At 59.2% G+C, this 18102-nt stretch carries 23 protein-coding genes; 2 read left to right on the top strand and 21 right to left on the bottom strand.

All coding sequences use genetic code 11. The annotated features are described in order from the left end of the window. Nucleotides 1-10: 10 nt before the first annotated feature. Nucleotides 11-796 carry a sulfite exporter TauE/SafE family protein gene (locus ACK56M_RS02825; RefSeq protein ID WP_043935263.1) on the bottom strand — a complete coding sequence of 262 codons (786 nt, stop codon included), beginning with the start codon at nt 794-796 and terminating at the stop codon, nt 11-13. A 199-nt stretch (nt 797-995) separates the two neighbouring features. Between ACK56M_RS02825 and ACK56M_RS02820 the strand changes: the two genes are divergently transcribed. Then, nucleotides 996-2378, top strand: a complete 1383-nt coding sequence (locus ACK56M_RS02820; RefSeq protein WP_061303915.1) for a PLP-dependent aminotransferase family protein — start codon at nt 996-998, stop codon at nt 2376-2378. 143 nt (nt 2379-2521) lie between these two features. Here the strand turns inward: ACK56M_RS02820 and ACK56M_RS02815 are convergent, their stop codons facing one another. Further along, complete coding sequence (locus ACK56M_RS02815) at nt 2522-3064, bottom strand: single-stranded DNA-binding protein (protein WP_085721415.1); 543 nt, start codon at nt 3062-3064, stop codon at nt 2522-2524. Nucleotides 3065-3073: 9 nt separating this feature from the next. Beyond that, nucleotides 3074-4468, bottom strand: a complete 1395-nt coding sequence (locus ACK56M_RS02810; RefSeq protein WP_015268752.1) for an MFS transporter — start codon at nt 4466-4468, stop codon at nt 3074-3076. A gap of 129 nt (nt 4469-4597) precedes the next feature. On the opposite strand from ACK56M_RS02810, the gene uvrA reads away from it, so the two are divergent. Beyond that, the gene (gene uvrA / locus ACK56M_RS02805) at nt 4598-7432 is read left to right on the top strand and encodes an excinuclease ABC subunit UvrA (protein ID WP_013970642.1); all 2835 of its coding nucleotides are present in this window, start codon (nt 4598-4600) and stop codon (nt 7430-7432) included. A gap of 136 nt (nt 7433-7568) precedes the next feature. Here uvrA and bfr read toward each other — a convergent pair whose 3' ends face one another. The 18 genes from bfr to rplX form a co-directional block, all read right to left on the bottom strand. Further along, nucleotides 7569-8033: a bacterioferritin gene (gene bfr / locus ACK56M_RS02800; protein ID WP_003257116.1), complete on the bottom strand. Its 465-nt coding sequence runs from the start codon at nt 8031-8033 to the stop codon at nt 7569-7571. 164 nt (nt 8034-8197) lie between these two features. Further along, on the bottom strand, nt 8198-9637 hold the full coding sequence (locus tag ACK56M_RS02795) for a catalase (protein WP_100413301.1): 1440 nt from the start codon (nt 9635-9637) through the stop codon (nt 8198-8200). A 172-nt stretch (nt 9638-9809) separates the two neighbouring features. Beyond that, nucleotides 9810-10196 (bottom strand): 50S ribosomal protein L17, encoded by a 387-nt coding sequence (rplQ, locus tag ACK56M_RS02790; RefSeq protein ID WP_003255451.1) that lies wholly within the window; start codon nt 10194-10196, stop codon nt 9810-9812. Nucleotides 10197-10238: 42 nt separating this feature from the next. After that, complete coding sequence (locus ACK56M_RS02785) at nt 10239-11240, bottom strand: DNA-directed RNA polymerase subunit alpha (protein WP_003255452.1); 1002 nt, start codon at nt 11238-11240, stop codon at nt 10239-10241. Between the two features lie 22 nt (nt 11241-11262). After that, nucleotides 11263-11883 carry a 30S ribosomal protein S4 gene (gene rpsD / locus ACK56M_RS02780; protein ID WP_003257114.1) on the bottom strand — a complete coding sequence of 207 codons (621 nt, stop codon included), beginning with the start codon at nt 11881-11883 and terminating at the stop codon, nt 11263-11265. Between the two features lie 15 nt (nt 11884-11898). Further along, complete coding sequence (rpsK, locus tag ACK56M_RS02775) at nt 11899-12288, bottom strand: 30S ribosomal protein S11 (protein WP_003255454.1); 390 nt, start codon at nt 12286-12288, stop codon at nt 11899-11901. An 18-nt stretch (nt 12289-12306) separates the two neighbouring features. Next, entirely contained in the window at nt 12307-12663 is a 357-nt protein-coding gene (rpsM, locus tag ACK56M_RS02770) for a 30S ribosomal protein S13 (protein ID WP_003257112.1), read from the bottom strand. A 131-nt stretch (nt 12664-12794) separates the two neighbouring features. Continuing rightward, on the bottom strand, nt 12795-12911 hold the full coding sequence (gene rpmJ / locus ACK56M_RS02765; RefSeq protein ID WP_002555468.1) for a 50S ribosomal protein L36: 117 nt from the start codon (nt 12909-12911) through the stop codon (nt 12795-12797). 28 nt (nt 12912-12939) lie between these two features. Further along, a complete protein-coding gene (gene secY, locus ACK56M_RS02760; RefSeq protein ID WP_003257108.1) occupies nt 12940-14271 on the bottom strand; it encodes a preprotein translocase subunit SecY in 1332 nt (443 codons plus the stop codon). Beyond that, nucleotides 14272-14706 (bottom strand): 50S ribosomal protein L15, encoded by a 435-nt coding sequence (gene rplO / locus ACK56M_RS02755; RefSeq protein ID WP_003257107.1) that lies wholly within the window; start codon nt 14704-14706, stop codon nt 14272-14274. Between the two features lie 3 nt (nt 14707-14709). Further along, nucleotides 14710-14886 carry a 50S ribosomal protein L30 gene (rpmD, locus tag ACK56M_RS02750; protein ID WP_003255463.1) on the bottom strand — a complete coding sequence of 59 codons (177 nt, stop codon included), beginning with the start codon at nt 14884-14886 and terminating at the stop codon, nt 14710-14712. A 2-nt stretch (nt 14887-14888) separates the two neighbouring features. Continuing rightward, the gene (gene rpsE, locus ACK56M_RS02745) at nt 14889-15389 is read right to left on the bottom strand and encodes a 30S ribosomal protein S5 (RefSeq protein ID WP_003255465.1); all 501 of its coding nucleotides are present in this window, start codon (nt 15387-15389) and stop codon (nt 14889-14891) included. Nucleotides 15390-15392: 3 nt separating this feature from the next. Continuing rightward, nucleotides 15393-15743 (bottom strand): 50S ribosomal protein L18, encoded by a 351-nt coding sequence (rplR, locus tag ACK56M_RS02740; RefSeq protein WP_009397496.1) that lies wholly within the window; start codon nt 15741-15743, stop codon nt 15393-15395. A 10-nt stretch (nt 15744-15753) separates the two neighbouring features. After that, nucleotides 15754-16287 (bottom strand): 50S ribosomal protein L6, encoded by a 534-nt coding sequence (gene rplF / locus ACK56M_RS02735; RefSeq protein ID WP_009681972.1) that lies wholly within the window; start codon nt 16285-16287, stop codon nt 15754-15756. Nucleotides 16288-16299: 12 nt separating this feature from the next. After that, on the bottom strand, nt 16300-16692 hold the full coding sequence (rpsH, locus tag ACK56M_RS02730) for a 30S ribosomal protein S8 (protein ID WP_009681971.1): 393 nt from the start codon (nt 16690-16692) through the stop codon (nt 16300-16302). A gap of 209 nt (nt 16693-16901) precedes the next feature. After that, nucleotides 16902-17207 carry a 30S ribosomal protein S14 gene (rpsN, locus tag ACK56M_RS02725; RefSeq protein WP_013970638.1) on the bottom strand — a complete coding sequence of 102 codons (306 nt, stop codon included), beginning with the start codon at nt 17205-17207 and terminating at the stop codon, nt 16902-16904. A gap of 13 nt (nt 17208-17220) precedes the next feature. Continuing rightward, nucleotides 17221-17760 carry a 50S ribosomal protein L5 gene (gene rplE, locus ACK56M_RS02720; protein ID WP_003257095.1) on the bottom strand — a complete coding sequence of 180 codons (540 nt, stop codon included), beginning with the start codon at nt 17758-17760 and terminating at the stop codon, nt 17221-17223. A 20-nt stretch (nt 17761-17780) separates the two neighbouring features. Further along, nucleotides 17781-18095, bottom strand: coding sequence for a 50S ribosomal protein L24 (gene rplX / locus ACK56M_RS02715; RefSeq protein ID WP_013970637.1), 315 nt, complete (start codon nt 18093-18095; stop codon nt 17781-17783). Nucleotides 18096-18102 lie beyond the last annotated feature (7 nt).

The raw sequence follows: 18102 nt of genomic DNA, 5'->3' as shown, positions 1-18102 counted from the left end.
TATGGAAGGGTCAGGCCAGGTACTTAACGCCCAGGCTGGTGAACAGGCAGAGCATCGAGAACACCAGCGCCTTGCGCACCACTTCGTTGCCCTTGCGCAGGGCCAGTGCACTGCCAAGGTGGTTACCGAGGATGTTGCAGGCCACCAGCGGCACCGCCAACAGGTAGACGACCTTGCCGGCAATGACGAAGGCCACCAAAGCGCCGATGTTGGATGCGAAGTTGAAGGTTTTTGAATTGGCCGAGCTGGAGACCAGGTCCATGCGCAGCAGGTAGTGGAACGCGATGATGAACATGCTGCCGGTACCCGGGCCGAAGAAGCCGTCGTAGAAGCCGATGGCCAGACAGGTCAGCGGTACCACGGTGAAGAGCATGCGCGATGACAGTTCACGCTCCTCGACCGGGCGGTCCTTGGGGGTGAGGAAGATGAGGATGCCGAAGGGGATCAGCGCCAGGATGATCTTGCCCACGGCTTCCTGGGAGATCGAGACGATCAGGTGCGCTCCCAGGTAGGCACCGAGCAACGAGAATGGCACGCCGACCAGCGCCACCTGCCAGACCATCTTGCTGTTGGCCAGGAAGTTGCGAATGGCTGCCAGTGTGCCAACGGTACTGACCAGTTTTTCCTGGCCGAGGGCAACCTGCGGTGGCATGCCGACCAGCAGAAAGCCCGGCACCAGGAACAACCCGCCGCCACCGGCAATGCTGTCTACGAAGCCGGCAACGAAAGCGATAGCCCCAAGCATGAGCACCGCCAGCAACCAGTGTTCCGCCCAGAAAGCGCCCAGAATTTCCATAGCGAAGTCCATCCAGTGGAGTGTCCTGCCAAGCACAACGCAAATGTGCATGTCCCAATCAGCGCGATGATTGTAATTACAACAATTGAATCGATGCAATATCGAATTAAATCGACTCAATAGCGAAGATTGCCATCATTACCCGCATCTTGGCTTTCATGTTAGGCTGCGCGCAATTGCAGAATCTGGTGCCATTTCCATGTGGGTCCCTCAATACGGCGATCAAACCCAGCCGGTTTACCTGATGATCGCTAATGCCCTTGAACAGGACATCGAAAGTGGTCGGCTTGCAGCAGGCGATCGTTTGCCCACCCTCAAAGACCTTGCCGAGGCACTGAATGTAACCCCCGGCACAGTTGGAAGAGCCTACGACGAAGCCGCCAAGCGCGGCCTGGTGGTTGGAGAGGTAGGCCGTGGCACATTTGTCAGGCAGTTGCGACAGCGGTTATCCGCCCCGTCGGTGCACACACCAGCTACTGGCGAAAGCAGCCAGATCGATCTCTCGATCATCAAACCCAACGACGCCCACATGAGTGAGTGGCTGGGTGCGGCCATCAGCGAGCTGGCCACCTCTGCGGACCTGGGACAGGTACTCGACTATGTGACAGAAGGTGGTCACACCTCCCACAAACAAGCAGGTGCAGCCTGGATTCAGCGCTGGCTGCCTGATGCGCGCTGGCAACAGGTTGTACTGACCTCTGGCGCACAGCATGGACTATTGGTGGCCATCAGCAGCCTGTCGAACAGCGACGATGTGGTGCTGTGTGAATCGTTCTGCTATCCCGGCATCATCTCCCTGGCCCACAGCATGGGCCGCCGCCTGCGTGGCGTGGCCATGGACGAGCATGGCCTTATTCCCGAGGCATTGCGCGCGGCCTGCCTGGAGCATCGCCCTTCCCTGTTGGTGTGTGTCACCACCCACCAGAACCCCACCAACTCGATCATGCCCCACGCACGGCGCCAGGCCATCGCAGAGATCGCCCGCGAGTTCGACCTGTTCATCGTCGATGACGATATCTACGGCTTCCTTGAACCCGCTCCGGATTACCAGCCACTGGCAGCGTATGCGCCAGAACGTTCGGTGTATCTCACCAGCCTGTCCAAAAGTGTGCTGCCGGCGCTGCGTATCGGTTACCTGTACGCCCCACCGCAAACCCTCTCGCGGCTATCGTCGATGGTACGCAGCAGCGTCTGGATGCCATCGCCGTTGATGGCACAACTGGCCAGCAACCTGATCAACAGCGGCATGGCCGACCAGTTGGTGCGAGAACAACAGGAAGAGGCTGCCGCGCGCCAGCAAATGGCCCAGGAGATCCTTGGCAAGTACAAGATCCGCAGCCAGCCCAACAGCTTCCACATCTGGCTGGAGTTGCCCGAGCCGTGGACCAGCGACGAATTCGCCAACCTGGCGCGTAACAACGGCGTCACTGTAGTCAGTGGCAGCCAGTTCCTGCCAGAGCGCAGCCACGCCAGCTGCGGCGTGCGCATCGCCTTGATGGCCCCCAGCCGTCAGGAGTTGGGCTTTGCCCTGACCAAGCTGGTCAGCCTGCTGGACTCGCCAGAGCCACGGTTGTTCTATTGATCAGGCTCGCTATTGGAGTGGCAGTCGGTACCAATTCATTCTCGGGCAAGCCCGCCCACAAAAAGGTACGCGCCACCGCCCATAAAAAAACCCAGGGCAACTGCCCTGGGTTTCTGGTCTTGCCAGACGCCTAACCGTTCTGATCAGAACGGAATATCGTCATCGAAGCTGTCGAAGTCAGCCGCCGGCTGCGGGGCTGGCTGCTGCGGGGCCGGGCGCTGAGGAGCCTGTTGCGGGCGCGGGGCCTGCTGGCGTGGGGCCTGGTTGTACTGCTGCGGCTGGCCGCCACCGTAGTTGCCACCACCCTGGTTGTACGGGTCACCGCCCTGCTGCTGGCTCTGCGGGCGGCCGCCGAGCAGCTGCATGGTGCCGTTGATGTCGACGATGATCTCGGTGGTGTAGCGCTTGATGCCGTCTTTTTCCCACTCGCGGGTCTGCAGCTTGCCTTCGATGTAGCACTGCGAACCTTTGCGCAGATATTCGCCGGCGATTTCGGCAACCTTGCCGAACAGCGACACACGGTGCCACTCGGTACGCTCGACCTTCTGGCCCGACTGCTTGTCGGTCCACTGCTCGCTGGTAGCCAGGCTCAGGTTGGTCACGGCGTTACCGTTGGGCAGGTAGCGGACTTCGGGATCCTGGCCACAGGTGCCGACCAGAATGACTTTGTTAACCCCACGGGCCATAACGTTCTCCTAGGCTTCGCACGCCGAAGAGGCCGGGTTTACCAGGCGCTCGAGGGTCGTACGGTCCAAAATTTTCGTATCCAGTTTGATATAGATGGCGGCTTCTTCCGCCACCACGACGGCGTCGGTCACACCTGGCACAGCCATCAGGCGCTCGGTCAGGCCGGCTTCCCGGACTGCCTCTGGCGTCAGCGGCATGCGCAGGCTGGTCACATAGGGCGGCTCGTTCATGCGCAAGGCGACGACCAACCAGATGGCACACAGTACCGCACAACCGAGGAACACCATGTTCAGCCCGCCGTGCTGGAACAACCAGCCACCGAGGATTCCTCCCAGGGCAGCGCCGAGGAACTGGCTGGTGGAGTAGACCCCCATTGCCGTCCCCTTGCCACCTGCAGGCGACACCTTGCTCACCAGCGAAGGCAGCGATGCCTCCAGCAGGTTGAATGCAGTAAAGAATACCACGGTGCCGATCACCAGTCCGCGCAAACCGTCAGCCCACTGCCAGAAGAACACCTCCACCAGCAGCAACACACTGACCGCCCCGGCCAGCACGCGTTTCATCTTGCGCTTTTTTTCGCCATAGATGATGAACGGGACCATTGCAAAAAATGAGATGAACAACGCGGTCAGGTACACCCACCAGTGCTGTTCCTTCGGAAGACCGCCGCGCTCGACAAAGGCCAGTGGCAATGCGACGAAGCTGGCCATGAGGATGGCGTGGAGGATGAAGATGCCCACATCCAGGCGCAGAAGGTCCGGATGGCGCAGGGTCGGGCCGATGGCCTGGCGCGCCACACCCGACTCACGGTGCTGCAGGATGCTGTGGGTATTGGGCACCACAAAGGCGATCAGCAGGATGCCGACCAGGGCAAGTCCTGCCGTGGCGAGGAACAATCCTGACAAGCCAAAGGCACGAGTCAGCAATGGGCCGACGACCATGGCGACGGCAAACGAAAGGCCGATGCTCATGCCGATCATGGCCATGGCCTTGGTCCGGTGCTGCTCGCGGGTGAGGTCGGACAGCAGCGCCATGACCGCAGCGGAAATCGCCCCGGCACCCTGCAGGATACGCCCGGCAATCACACCCCAGATGGAGTCGGCCTGGGCCGCCAATACACTGCCCAGGGCAAAGATGACCAGCCCCAGGTAAATCACAGGCCGGCGGCCGATGCGATCGGAAATCATCCCGAACGGGATCTGCAATACGGCCTGGGTCAGGCCATAGGCACCAATGGCCAGGCCGATCAGCGCAGGCGTGGCACCGGCCAGGTCCATGCCGTAGGTGGCCAGCACCGGCAAGACCATGAACATGCCCAGCATACGAAAGGCAAAGACCAGGGCCAGGCCGCCAGCGGCGCGGGTTTCGCCGCCACTCATACGCTCGTTGTGGGTGTCGTGCATGGATTAACCTCGTGTGAACCGGCGGCGATTCTATCAGTCCGACAGCTTGACGGCATCTACGCGACGCTTTGCCGCGTAATGGCAGGGCGCCGTATACTTCCTTGTTTATGCCCGCCGAGCGAGGCCGCAGTGGACAAGATCCTGATTCGTGGGGCACGTACCCACAACCTGAAGAACATCGACCTGACCCTGCCCCGGGACAAGCTGATCGTGATCACCGGCCTATCCGGTTCCGGCAAGTCGTCCCTGGCGTTCGACACTCTGTACGCCGAAGGCCAGCGCCGCTATGTGGAATCGCTGTCGGCCTACGCCCGGCAGTTCCTGTCGATGATGGAAAAGCCCGACGTCGACACCATCGAAGGCCTGTCGCCGGCCATTTCCATCGAGCAGAAGTCGACCTCGCACAACCCCCGCTCCACGGTCGGCACCATCACCGAAATCTACGACTATCTGCGCCTGCTGTACGCTCGCGTGGGTACCCCACGCTGCCCGGATCACGATATCCCGCTGGAAGCGCAAACGATCAGCCAGATGGTCGACCTGGTGCTGGAGCGACCGGAAGGCAGCAAGCTGATGCTGCTGGCGCCGGTGGTGCGCGAGCGCAAGGGCGAGCACCTGGCGGTGTTCGACGAGCTGCGGGCCCAGGGCTTTGTGCGCGCCCGGGTCAACGGCAAGCTCTACGAGCTCGACGAACTGCCCAAGCTGGACAAGCAGAAAAAACACAGCATCGATGTGGTGGTGGACCGTTTCAAGGTCCGCGCCGACCTGCAACAGCGCCTGGCCGAGTCGTTCGAGACCGCGCTCAAGCTGGCCGACGGCATAGCCCTGGTCGCGCCGATGGATGACGAGCCCGGCGAAGAGACGATCTTCTCCGCGCGTTTCGCCTGCCCGGTCTGTGGTCATGCCATCAGCGAGCTGGAGCCGAAGCTGTTCTCCTTCAACAACCCCGCCGGCGCCTGCCCGACCTGCGATGGCCTGGGGGTGAAGCAGTTCTTCGACACCAAGCGCCTGGTCAATGCCGAGCTCACCTTGGCCGAAGGCGCGATCCGCGGCTGGGACCGGCGCAACGTGTACTACTTCCAGATGCTCGGCTCGCTGGCCGCGCATTACGGCTTCAGCCTGGAGGAACCATTCGGCCAGCTTTCGGCCGAGCACCAGAAGGTGATCCTGCAGGGCAGCGGCAAGCAGAGCGTCGACTTCAAGTACCTCAACGACCGTGGCGACATCGTCAAGCGCTCGCACCCGTTCGAAGGCATCGTGCCGAACCTGGAGCGTCGCTACCGCGAGACCGAGTCGGCCACCGTGCGCGAAGAACTGGCCAAGTTCCTCGGCACCCAGCCGTGCCCCGATTGCCGCGGCACCCGCCTGCGCCGTGAGGCAAGGCATGTGTGGGTGGGCGAAAAAACGCTACCGGCAGTGACCAACCTGCCGATCGGTGAAGCCAGCAACTACTTCGGCGAGCTGACTCTGACCGGACGCCGTGGCGAGATTGCGGCGAAGATCCTCAAGGAAATCTGCGAGCGCCTGCAGTTCCTGGTGAACGTCGGTCTCGACTATCTCACCCTGGACCGCAGCGCTGATACCCTGTCCGGTGGCGAAGCGCAGCGTATCCGCCTGGCCAGCCAGATCGGTGCTGGCCTGGTGGGAGTGATGTACATCCTCGATGAGCCGTCCATCGGCCTTCATCAGCGTGACAACGACCGCCTGCTGGCCACCCTCAATCACCTGCGCGACCTGGGCAACACGGTGATCGTGGTGGAACACGACGAGGACGCCATTCGCCTGGCCGACTACGTGGTGGACATCGGCCCTGGGGCCGGCGTGCACGGCGGTCAGATCGTCGCCGAGGGGTCGCCGCAGGAGGTCATGGAGCACCCCGACTCGCTGACCGGCAAGTACCTGTCAGGGCGAAAGAAGATCGTAGTGCCGGCCAAGCGCACGCCGCGCAACAAGAAGCTGCAACTCAAGCTCAAGGGCGCGCGTGGCAACAACCTGCAAAACGTCGACCTTGAAATCCCGATCGGCCTGCTGACCTGCGTGACGGGGGTGTCCGGTTCGGGCAAGTCGACATTGATCAACAACACCCTGTTCCCACTGGCCGCGACCGCCCTGAATGGCTCAAGCAGCCTGGAAGCGGCGCCGCATGCCAGCATGGATGGCCTGCAGCACCTGGACAAGGTAGTGGACATCGACCAGAGCCCGATCGGCCGCACCCCTCGCTCGAACCCGGCGACCTACACCGGCATCTTCACGCCGATCCGCGAGCTGTTCTCCGGTGTGCCGGAATCGCGTTCGCGCGGCTATGGTCCGGGGCGTTTCTCGTTCAACGTCAAGGGAGGCCGTTGCGAGGCCTGCCAGGGCGATGGCCTGATCAAGGTGGAGATGCACTTCCTGCCGGACATCTATGTGCCGTGCGACGTGTGCAAGAGCAAGCGCTACAACCGCGAAACCCTGGAGATCAAGTACAAGGGCAAGAACATCCACGAGGTGCTGGAAATGACCATCGAGGATGCCCGCGAGTTCTTCGACGCAGTGCCGGCGCTGGCGCGCAAGCTGCAGACGTTGATGGATGTGGGGCTGTCATACATCAAGCTGGGCCAGTCGGCGACCACGCTGTCGGGCGGTGAGGCACAGCGAGTGAAGCTGTCGCGCGAACTGTCCAAGCGTGACACCGGCAAGACCCTGTACATCCTCGACGAGCCGACCACGGGCCTGCACTTTGCCGATATTCAGCAGTTGCTGGACGTGCTGCATCGCCTGCGCGACCACGGCAATACCGTGGTGGTGATCGAGCACAACCTGGATGTGATCAAGACCGCGGATTGGCTGGTGGATCTGGGGCCGGAGGGTGGCTCGAAAGGCGGGCAGATCATCGCCTGCGGTACGCCGGAAGAACTGAGTACGATGAAGCAGTCGTATACCGGGCACTACCTGAAACCGTTGCTGGAGCGGGATCGGGCGTAAGGCCTCGGGGGGCGCTTTGCGCCCCTTTCGCGACACAAGGCCGCTCCTACAGGCGATCGCGTAATCTCTGGATTGACGCGATCAAATGTAGGAGCGGCCTTGTGTCGCGATAGGGCTGCAAAGCAGCCCCAGGCTTTTACATCTGCGACTGCAGGTAATTCTCCAGGCCAATGGCCTTGATCAGCCCCTGCTGCTTCTCCAGCCAGTAGGTGTGATCTTCTTCGGTATCAGCCAACTGTGCGCGCAGGATATCGCGGCTGATGTAGTCCTTGTGCAGTTCGCACAGTTCGATGCCTTTGCACAGCGCGCCGCGTACCTTGTACTCGAGCTTGAGGTCGGCCTCGATCATTTCCGGCACGGTGCTGCCCACTTCCAGGTCATCCGCGCGCATGTCAGGGGTGCCTTCGAGCATGAGGATGCGACGCATCAGGGCATCGGCGTGCTGCGTCTCTTCTTCCATTTCGTGGTTGATGCGCTCGTAGAGCTTGGACAGGCCCCAGTCTTCGTACATACGCGAGTGAATGAAGTACTGGTCGCGAGCCGCCAGTTCGCCCTTCAGCAGCGTAACGAGGTAGTTGATTACGTCCGGGTGACCTTGCATCGCCCTGCTTCTCCATGTGAAAACGTCTATGCCATATAGTGTGAACCAGCTTTTGCCTGCGGTCACTGAAAAACCGCGCAATTAGAAGCAAAAAATCGGTTAAACAGTAGTGATATTCATTGAAAAACCGCCCAAATGAGGGCGGTTCTTCTTATCACTTCGACTTAGGCGAGATTGATGCCCAAGGCCTTGGCAACCCCTTCGCCATAGGCCGGATCGGCCTTGAAGAAGTATTGCAGCTGACGCCGGATCACGTCTTCGCTGACGCCTGCCATGGTGCCGGCAATGTTGTTTATCAGCAGGGCTTTCTGCTCATCGTTCATCAGGCGGAACAGCGCGCCGGCGTGGCTGTAGTAGTCGGTGTCCTCGCGGTGGTCGTAGCGGTCTGCCGAACCATTCAGGGCCAGTGCAGGCTCGGCGTGGCTTGGCGACTGCTTCGGCGCATCGCTGTAGCTGTTGGGCTCATAGTTCGGCGCGCTGCCGTAAGTAGCAGTGGCCATGGAACCATCACGCTGGTAGCTGTTGACCGGGCAGCGTGGTGCGTTCACCGGCAGTTGCTGATGGTTGGTGCCCACCCGGTAGCGGTGCGCGTCGGCGTAGGCGAATACCCGCCCTTGCAGCATGCGGTCCGGCGACAGGCCAACACCCGGCACCATGTTGCTCGGGCCAAACGCAGCCTGCTCGACCTCGGCAAAGTAGTTGAGCGGGTTACGGTTGAGCTCCAGCACGCCCACTTCAATCAGCGGGTAGACCTTCTGCGACCAGGTCTTGGTCACGTCGAAGGGGTTTTCGTCGCGGCTGGCAGCCTCGGCCTCGCTCATCACCTGGATGCATACGGTCCAGCGTGGGTAATCGCCCCGCTCGATGGCTTCGAACAGGTCGCGCTGGGCGTAGTCCGGGTCAGTACCTGCCAGGCGCGCAGCATCTGCCGGTGCGAGGTTCTTGATGCCTTGCTGGGTCTTGAAGTGCCATTTGACCCAGGTGCGTTCACCCTTGGCATTGATCAGGCTGTAGGTATGGCTACCGAAGCCGTGCATGTGGCGGTAGCCGTCCGGAATGCCGCGATCGGAGAACAGAATGGTGACCTGATGCAGCGCCTCGGGAGAGTGTGACCAGAAGTCCCACATCATCTGAGCGTTCTTCAGGTTGGATTGTGGGTGACGCTTCTGGGTGTGGATAAAGTCCGGGAACTTCAGTGGGTCACGGATGAAGAACACCGGCGTGTTGTTGCCGACGATGTCCCAGTTACCTTCCTCGGTGTAGAACTTGACGGCAAAACCACGGGGATCGCGCTCGGTATCAGCGGAGCCACGCTCACCACCAACGGTGGAGAAGCGCAGGAAGGTTTCGGTCTGCTTGCCAACCTGTTCAAACAACTTGGCACTGGTGTAACCGGTGATATCGCGGGTGACGGTAAAGGTGCCGTAGGCGCCCGAGCCTTTTGCGTGTACGCGGCGCTCAGGAATGTTCTCGCGATTGAAGTGGGCGAGCTTCTCGATCAGGTGGAAGTCGTCGAGCAGCAGCGGGCCGCGCGGGCCGGCGGAACGGGAATTCTGGTTGTCTGCTACAGGTGCACCGCTGGCGGTGGTGAGAATCTTGCTCATGGGCTCTCCTTATCGGTCTTCAAGCGCCGGCTAATCGGCTCTGGAGAGAGTATTGACGAGCAAGGTTACAAGAACAAATGCATTACATGACTTGAATCAATAGAAATAAACAATACATCTTGAAACAAAAAACCGGGCACTAGGCCCGGTTCTTTGTAGCAGACAGAACGTCTTACTCAGCAGCTTCTACAGCACCGCCGACCGGACGATCAACCAGCTCGACGTACGCCATAGGAGCGTTGTCGCCAGCGCGGAAACCGCACTTCAGGATGCGCAGGTAGCCGCCCTGACGGGTGGCGTAACGCTTGCCCAGGTCGTTGAACAGCTTGCCAACAGCGGACTTCGAACGGGTACGATCGAAGGCCAGACGGCGGTTAGCTACGCTGTCTTCCTTGGCCAGGGTGATCAGCGGCTCGGCAACGCGGCGCAGTTCCTTGGCTTTCGGCAGGGTGGTTTTGATCAGCTCGTGCTCGATCAGCGACACTGCCATGTTCTGGAACATAGCCTTGCGGTGAGAGCTGGTACGGCTCAGGTGACGTCCACTTTTACGATGACGCATGATTCATTCCTTACCAAACACTACGTTCGGTGATTACGACGATCAGGCGGTCGCCTTGTCGTCTTTCTTAAGACTTGCAGGCGGCCAGTTGTCGAGGCGCATGCCGAGAGACAGACCACGAGAGGCCAGGACGTCCTTGATTTCAGTCAGGGACTTCTTGCCCAGGTTAGGAGTCTTCAACAGCTCTACTTCGGTACGCTGAATCAGGTCGCCGATGTAGTAGATGTTCTCCGCCTTGAGGCAGTTGGCCGAACGTACAGTCAGTTCCAGGTCGTCAACAGGACGCAGCAGGATCGGATCGATCTCGTCTTCCTGCTCGACTACGACAGGCTCGCTGTCACCTTTGAGGTCGACGAACGCGGCCAGCTGCTGTTGCAGGATGGTCGCAGCGCGGCGGATAGCCTCTTCAGGATCCAGGGTGCCGTTGGTTTCCAGATCAATGACCAGCTTGTCCAGGTTGGTACGCTGTTCAACACGGGCGTTCTCGACCACATAGGCGATACGACGCACCGGGCTGAACGAAGCGTCCAACTGCAGACGGCCAATGCTACGGCTTTCGTCTTCGTCGGTTTGACGGGAGTCGGCCGGCTCGTAACCACGACCACGAGCTACAGTGAGCTTCATGTTCAGGGCGCCGTTCGACGCCAGGTTCGCGATTACGTGATCGGGGTTGACGATCTCGACATCGTGATCCAGCTGAATATCGGCAGCGGTAACCACCCCCGAACCCTTTTTCGACAAGGTCAGCGTAACTTCGTCACGACCGTGCAGTTTGATAGCCAGGCCTTTCAGGTTCAACAGGATTTCAATGACATCTTCCTGAACACCTTCGATCGCGGAGTACTCGTGGAGTACGCCGTCGATCTCGGCCTCGACTACTGCACAGCCAGGCATGGAGGACAACAGGATGCGGCGCAGCGCGTTGCCCAGGGTATGGCCGAAACCACGCTCGAGAGGCTCGAGCGTAATCTTGGCGCGGGTCGGACTGACTACCTGCACATCAATGTGGCGGGGAGTCAGGAACTCATTTACCGAAATCTGCATGGATGCACCTATTTTCTAGCCCTTACTTGGAGTAGAGCTCGACAATCAGGTTCTCGTTGATGTCGGCAGACAGGTCGCTGCGAGCAGGAACGTTCTTGAAAACGCCCGACTTTTTAGCAGCATCCACGTCAACCCACTCAACGCGGCCACGCTGGGCGCACAGTTCAAGGGCTTGAACAATGCGCAGCTGGTTCAGCGACTTCTCGCGAACCGCGACCACGTCACCCGGACGAACTTGGTAGGATGGAATGTTTACAGTCTTACCGTTGACGCTGATCGCTTTGTGCGAAACCAGCTGACGGGACTCGGAACGAGTCGAGCCGAAGCCCATACGGTAGACGACGTTATCCAGACGGCACTCGAGCAGTTGCAGCAGGTTCTCACCGGTTGCGCCTTTTTTCGAGGCTGCAGCCTGGTAGTAACCGCGGAACTGACGCTCCAGAACACCGTAGATACGACGAACTTTTTGCTTCTCGCGCAGCTGGGTACCGTAGTCGGACTGACGGCCACGGCGCTGGCCGTGGATACCTGGGGCTGCTTCGATGTTGCACTTCGATTCCAGAGCGCGAACGCCGCTCTTCAGGAACAGGTCAGTGCCTTCACGACGAGACAGTTTGCATTTTGGACCAATGTAACGTGCCATTTATCTGTCTCCTGATTACACGCGACGCTTCTTCGGCGGACGGCACCCGTTGTGCGGGATTGGCGTCACGTCGGTGATGCTGGCGATCTTGTAGCCGCAGCTGTTCAGTGCACGAACGGCGGACTCACGACCTGGACCTGGACCCTTGACGTTTACGTCGAGGTTCTTCAGACCGTATTCCAGCGCAGCTTGACCAGCACGCTCAGCAGCGATCTGGGCTGCGAACGGGGTGGATTTGCGCGAACCACGGAAACCCGAACCACCGGAGGTCGCCCAGGACAACGCGTTGCCCTGACGGTCGGTGATGGTCACGATGGTGTTGTTGAAAGAGGCATGGATGTGGGCGATGCCATCAACCACTGTCTTTTTGACTTTCTTACGAGGACGAGCAGCAGGTTTTGCCATGTCTATATTCCTGGGCGATTACTTGCGGATCGGCTTACGCGGGCCCTTACGGGTGCGTGCGTTGGTCTTGGTGCGCTGACCGCGAACCGGCAGACCTTTACGATGACGCAGGCCGCGGTAGCAACCCAGGTCCATCAAGCGCTTGATCTTCATGTTGATGTCACGACGCAGGTCACCTTCGGTGGTGAACTTCGCGACTTCGCCACGCAGGGTTTCGATTTGCTCGTCGCTCAGATCCTTGATCTTAGCGGCTGGGTTTACACCAGCGTCTGCACAGATCTTCTGTGCAGTTGTGCGACCGACACCATAGATGTAGGTCAGCGAGATAACAGCATGCTTGTTATCTGGAATGTTGACGCCTGCAATACGGGCCATTCAGTGGGACTCCAATTGACAGCTACCTACGCCCCGGAAGCCAAGAAATAGGGCGCGAGATAATATCGCTGTAGAAACGAATAATCAACCCAGCAGCACACTAGCTGCTGGGTTTGAAGCGCAGATCACACTCAGCCTTGGCGCTGTTTGTGACGCGGTTCCGCGCTGCAGATCACTCGTACGACGCCTTCGCGACGGATGATCTTGCAGTTACGGCACAGCTTTTTCACCGATGCACGAACTTTCATTACCGACTCCTCGAACCTTAGGGGCGTATCAGCGCAGCAGACCGCTGCCACCGTAGCCTTTCAGGTTGGCTTTCTTCATCAGGGATTCGTACTGGTGCGAAACGAGGTGCGATTGTACTTGGGACATGAAGTCCATCACAACCACTACCACAATCAGCAACGAGGTCCCGCCAAGGTAGAACGGCACATTTGCTGCCACCACCAGGAACTGGGGCAGAAGGCAGACGGCCATCATGTAAAGAGCACCGAACATGGTCAGACGGGTCAGAACGCCATCAATGTAGCGTGCCGACTGCTCACCAGGACGGATACCCGGAATAAAGGCACCGGACTTCTTCAGGTTTTCCGCTACGTCTTTCGGGTTGAACATCAGCGCTGTGTAGAAGAAGCAGAAGAAAATGATCCCTGCACTAAACAGCAGAATGTTCAACGGCTGACCAGGAGCGATCGACTGCGAGATGTCCTGCAGCCAGCCCATACCTTCGGACTGACCGAACCAGGCACCCAGCGAAGCCGGGAACAGCAGAATGCTGCTCGCGAAAATGGCCGGGATAACCCCCGCCATGTTCACCTTCAGCGGCAAGTGGCTGGTCTGCGCAGCGAAGACCTTGCGGCCCTGCTGACGCTTGGCGTAGTGAACGGCGATACGACGCTGACCACGCTCAATGAACACCACAAAACCGATAATCGCTACTGCCAGCAAACCGATAGCGACCAGGGCGAAAATGTTGATATCGCCTGTGCGCGCAGACTCGAAAGACTGCCCGATTGCTCTCGGAAGACCGGCAACGATACCCGCGAAGATCAACATCGAGATACCGTTGCCCACACCGCGCTCGGTGATCTGCTCGCCCAGCCACATCATGAACATCGCGCCTGCCACGAAGGTGGAGACGGCAACGACATGGAAGCCCAGGCCTACAGAAAACGCAACGCCCTGGTTGGCCAGGCCAATGGACATGCCAATGGCTTGAACCAGTGCCAGGATAACGGTGCCGTAGCGGGTGTACTGGCTGATCTTGCGACGGCCAGCTTCACCTTCCTTCTTCAACTGTTCCAGTTGCGGACTGACCGCCGTCATCAGCTGCATGATGATCGATGCCGAGATGTACGGCATGATCCCCAGTGCAAAGATGCTCATGCGCTCAAGCGCGCCACCGGAAAACATGTTGAACAAGCTAAGAATGGTCCCCTCATTCTGCCGAAACAGATCCGCCAGACGGTCTGGATTGATGCCAGGAACCGGGATATGCGCACCTATCCGATAGACGATGATCGCCATGAACAGAAAGCGCAGACGAGCCCAGAGTTCCGACATCCCGCCCTTACCGAGCGAAGAGAGAGCACCTTGCTTAGCCATTTATTCCTCGAACTTGCCGCCAGCTGCTTCGATAGCCGCACGCGCACCCTTGGTGGCTGCGATACCCTTGATGGTGACTGCGCGAGTGACTTCGCCAGACAGCATGATTTTCACGCGCTGTACGTTCTGGCCGATCACGTTGGCATCCTTCAGGGATTGCACGGAGATCACGTCGCCTTCCACCTTGGCCAGCTCGGACAGACGCACTTCGGCGCGGTCCATGGCTTTCAGGGAAACGAAGCCGAACTTCGGCAGACGACGGTGCAGCGGCTGTTGACCGCCTTCGAAGCCAGGAGCGATCGAACCACCCGAACGGGAAGTCTGACCTTTGTGGCCACGGCCGCCGGTCTTGCCCAGACCGCTACCGATACCACGACCTGGACGATGCTTCTCGCGACGGGAACCCGGCGCTGGACTCAGATCATTGAGTTTCATCGATTAACCCTCGACCTTCAGCATGTAGTAAGCCTTGTTGATCATCCCGCGGTTTTCGGGAGTATCCTGGACTTCTACAGTGTGACCGATGCGACGCAGACCCAGGCCCTTAACGCACAGCTTGTGGTTAGGCAGACGGCCCGAGACGCTCTTGATCAGCGTTACTTTTACGGTTGCCATGATCAGAAGATCTCCTCGACGCTCTTGCCGCGCTTGGCAGCAATGGATTCAGGAGATTGCATGGCTTTCAGACCCTTGAAGGTGGCGTAAACCACGTTCACAGGGTTGGTCGAACCGTAGCACTTGGCCAGAACGTTCTGAACACCAGCAACTTCCAGGACAGCACGCATTGCGCCACCGGCGATGATACCGGTACCTTCCGAGGCAGGCTGCATGTAAACCTTCGAGGCGCCGTGGGCAGCCTTGGTGGCGTACTGCAGGGTGGTGCCCTTCAGGTCAACCTGGATCATGTTGCGGCGAGCAGCTTCCATGGCTTTCTGGATCGCGGCAGGTACTTCGCGCGATTTGCCACGGCCGAAGCCAACACGGCCCTTACCATCACCTACCACGGTCAGCGCGGTGAAGGTGAAGATACGGCCGCCTTTTACGGTTTTGGCAACGCGGTTAACTTGAACCAGCTTCTCGATGTAGCCTTCGTCGCGCTTTTGATCGTTATTTGCCATAACTTAGAACTCCAGCCCGCCTTCACGAGCAGCATCGGCCAGCGCTTTGACGCGGCCATGGTACTTGAAGCCGGAACGGTCAAAGGCAACTTGAGATACACCGGCGGCTTTCGCACGCTCAGCTACCAGCTTGCCAACCTTAGTGGCCGCGTCGATGTTGCCAGTGGCGCCATCACGCAGTTCTTTGTCCAAGGTCGAGGCGCTTGCCAGAACCTTGCTGCCGTCGGCCGAAATGACCTGGGCGTAGATGTGCTGCGAGGAGCGGAACACGCACAGGCGCACGACTTCGAGTTCGTGCATCTTGAGACGTGCTTTGCGAGCGCGACGCAGTCGAGTAACTTTTTTGTCGGTCATTTGCTAGGCCCTACTTCTTCTTGGCTTCTTTACGACGGACTACTTCGTCCGCGTAACGCACACCCTTGCCTTTGTAAGGCTCTGGCGGACGGAAGTCGCGGATTTCAGCGGCCACCTGACCCACCAGCTGCTTGTCGATACCCTTGATCAGGATGTCGGTCTGGCTTGGGGTTTCAGCGGTGATACCGGCTGGCAGTTCGTAGTCCACTGGGTGCGAGAAGCCCAGGGCCAGGTTCAGGACGGTGCCCTTGGCCTGTGCCTTGTAACCAACACCGACCAGCTGGAGCTTGCGCTCGAAGCCTTGGCTTACGCCCTGGACCATGTTGTTCACCAGAGCGCGGGTGGTACCGGCCATGGCGCGAGCTTGCTGGTCACCGTTACGAGCGACGAAACGCAGCTCGCCAGACTCTTCGGTAACTTCAACAGACGAGTGAACGTTCAGTTCGAGAGTGCCTTTGGCACCCTTCACCGAAAGCTGCTGGCCGGCGAATTTGACTTCGACGCCTGCTGGCAGCTTAACGGGGTTCTTAGCGACGCGAGACATGCCTATCTCCCCTTAGAACACTGTGCACAGAACTTCGCCGCCGACACCGGCAGCGCGCGCAGCGCGATCAGTCATCACACCTTTGTTGGTGGAGACGATAGACACGCCCAGACCGCCACGTACTTTCGGCAGTTCTGCGACGGACTTGTACTGGCGCAGGCCTGGACGGCTGGAGCGCTTCAGTTCCTCGATGACCGGACGGCCTTCGAAGTACTTCAGTTCGATCGACAGGGAAGGCTTGGCCTCACCAGTTACCTGGTAGCCGGCGATGTAACCTTCGTCTTTCAGAACTTTGGCAACCGCGACCTTCAGGGTGGAGGAAGGCATGCTTACGACGGACTTTTCAGCCATCTGGGCATTACGGATGCGAGTTAGCATGTCCGCTAACGGGTCCTGCATACTCATGGGCTAGATGCTCCTGATACAAGAATTATTAGCCTTGCGGCTATCACAACCACCCGAGCGGACAGGGCAAAAAACCCAGGCTCAGGTGAGCCGGTCATTCTAGACACAAGGTAGAAACGAAACAAGCCCCATATAGGGGCTTGTTTGTTGGCGAGGTCACCGGCGGTCGGAAGATTGCTCCCCTTCCGCCGGGATCCAGCCTGCTGCGATTACCAGGAGGCCTTGACCAGACCTGGTACGTCACCGCGCATTGCAGCTTGACGCAGCATGTTACGGCCCAGGCCGAACTTACGGTATACACCGTGAGGACGACCGGTCAGGCGGCAACGGTTGCGCAGACGCGAAGCGCTGGCATCACGTGGCTGCTTCTGCAGGGCGACAACGGCAGCGAAACGCTCTTCAGGAGAGGCGTTCAGGTTGACGATGGTCGCTTTCAGCTCGGCACGCTTTTTGGCGTACTTGGCTACCGTGAGCTGACGCTTCAGCTCGCGGTTTTTCATGCTCTTCTTGGCCATTTTCCTACTCCAATCAGTTGCGGAACGGGAACTTGAAAGCACGCAGCAGAGCGCGGCCTTCGTCGTCCGAACGAGCAGTGGTGGTCAGGGTGATGTCCAAACCGCGCAGAGCATCGATCTTGTCGTAGTCGATTTCCGGGAAGATGATCTGCTCTTTCACGCCCATGCTGTAGTTGCCACGGCCATCGAAGGACTTGGCATTCAGGCCGCGGAAGTCGCGAACCCGAGGCAGGGAGATCGCCAGCAGGCGGTCCAGGAATTCGTACATCTTGTCGCGACGCAGGGTCACCTTGACACCGATCGGCCAGCCTTCACGGACTTTGAAGCCCGCGATGGATTTACGAGCGAAAGTCACGACCGGCTTTTGACCGGTGATCTTTTCCAGGTCGGCAACAGCGTGCTCGATGACTTTCTTGTCGCCGATCGCTTCGCCCAGACCCATGTTCAGGGTGATCTTGGTAACGCGCGGAACTTCCATCACGTTCGACAGCTTAAGTTCTTCCTTAAGCTTAGGAGCGATTTCGTTCCGGTAAATCTCTTTCAGTCGTGCCATGGTCTTCTACCTAGCAGTGTTCAAGCATCAACCGCTTTTTGGGTCGACTTGAAGACACGAATTTTTTTACCGTCTTCTACTTTGAAACCAACGCGGTCAGCCTTGTTGGTTTCGCCGTTGAAGATGGCAACGTTGGAAGCGTGCAGAGGCGCTTCTTTTTCGACGATACCGCCCTGTACGCCCGCCATCGGGTTAGGCTTGGTATGACGCTTGACCAGGTTCACACCACCAACAACCAGACGGTTGTCAGCCAGAACCTTCAGCACCTTACCGCGCTTACCTTTGTCTTTGCCGGCGATCACGATGATCTCGTCGTCACGACGAATCTTTTGCATGTCGGAT

Origin of the sequence: Pseudomonas sp. s4 (assembly GCF_046764235.1) — a bacterium.
GTDB classification, from domain to species: domain Bacteria; phylum Pseudomonadota; class Gammaproteobacteria; order Pseudomonadales; family Pseudomonadaceae; genus Aquipseudomonas; species Aquipseudomonas asiatica.
Note: the sequence above shows the minus strand (reverse complement) of the source record. Positions and strands in the feature narration are given on the sequence as shown.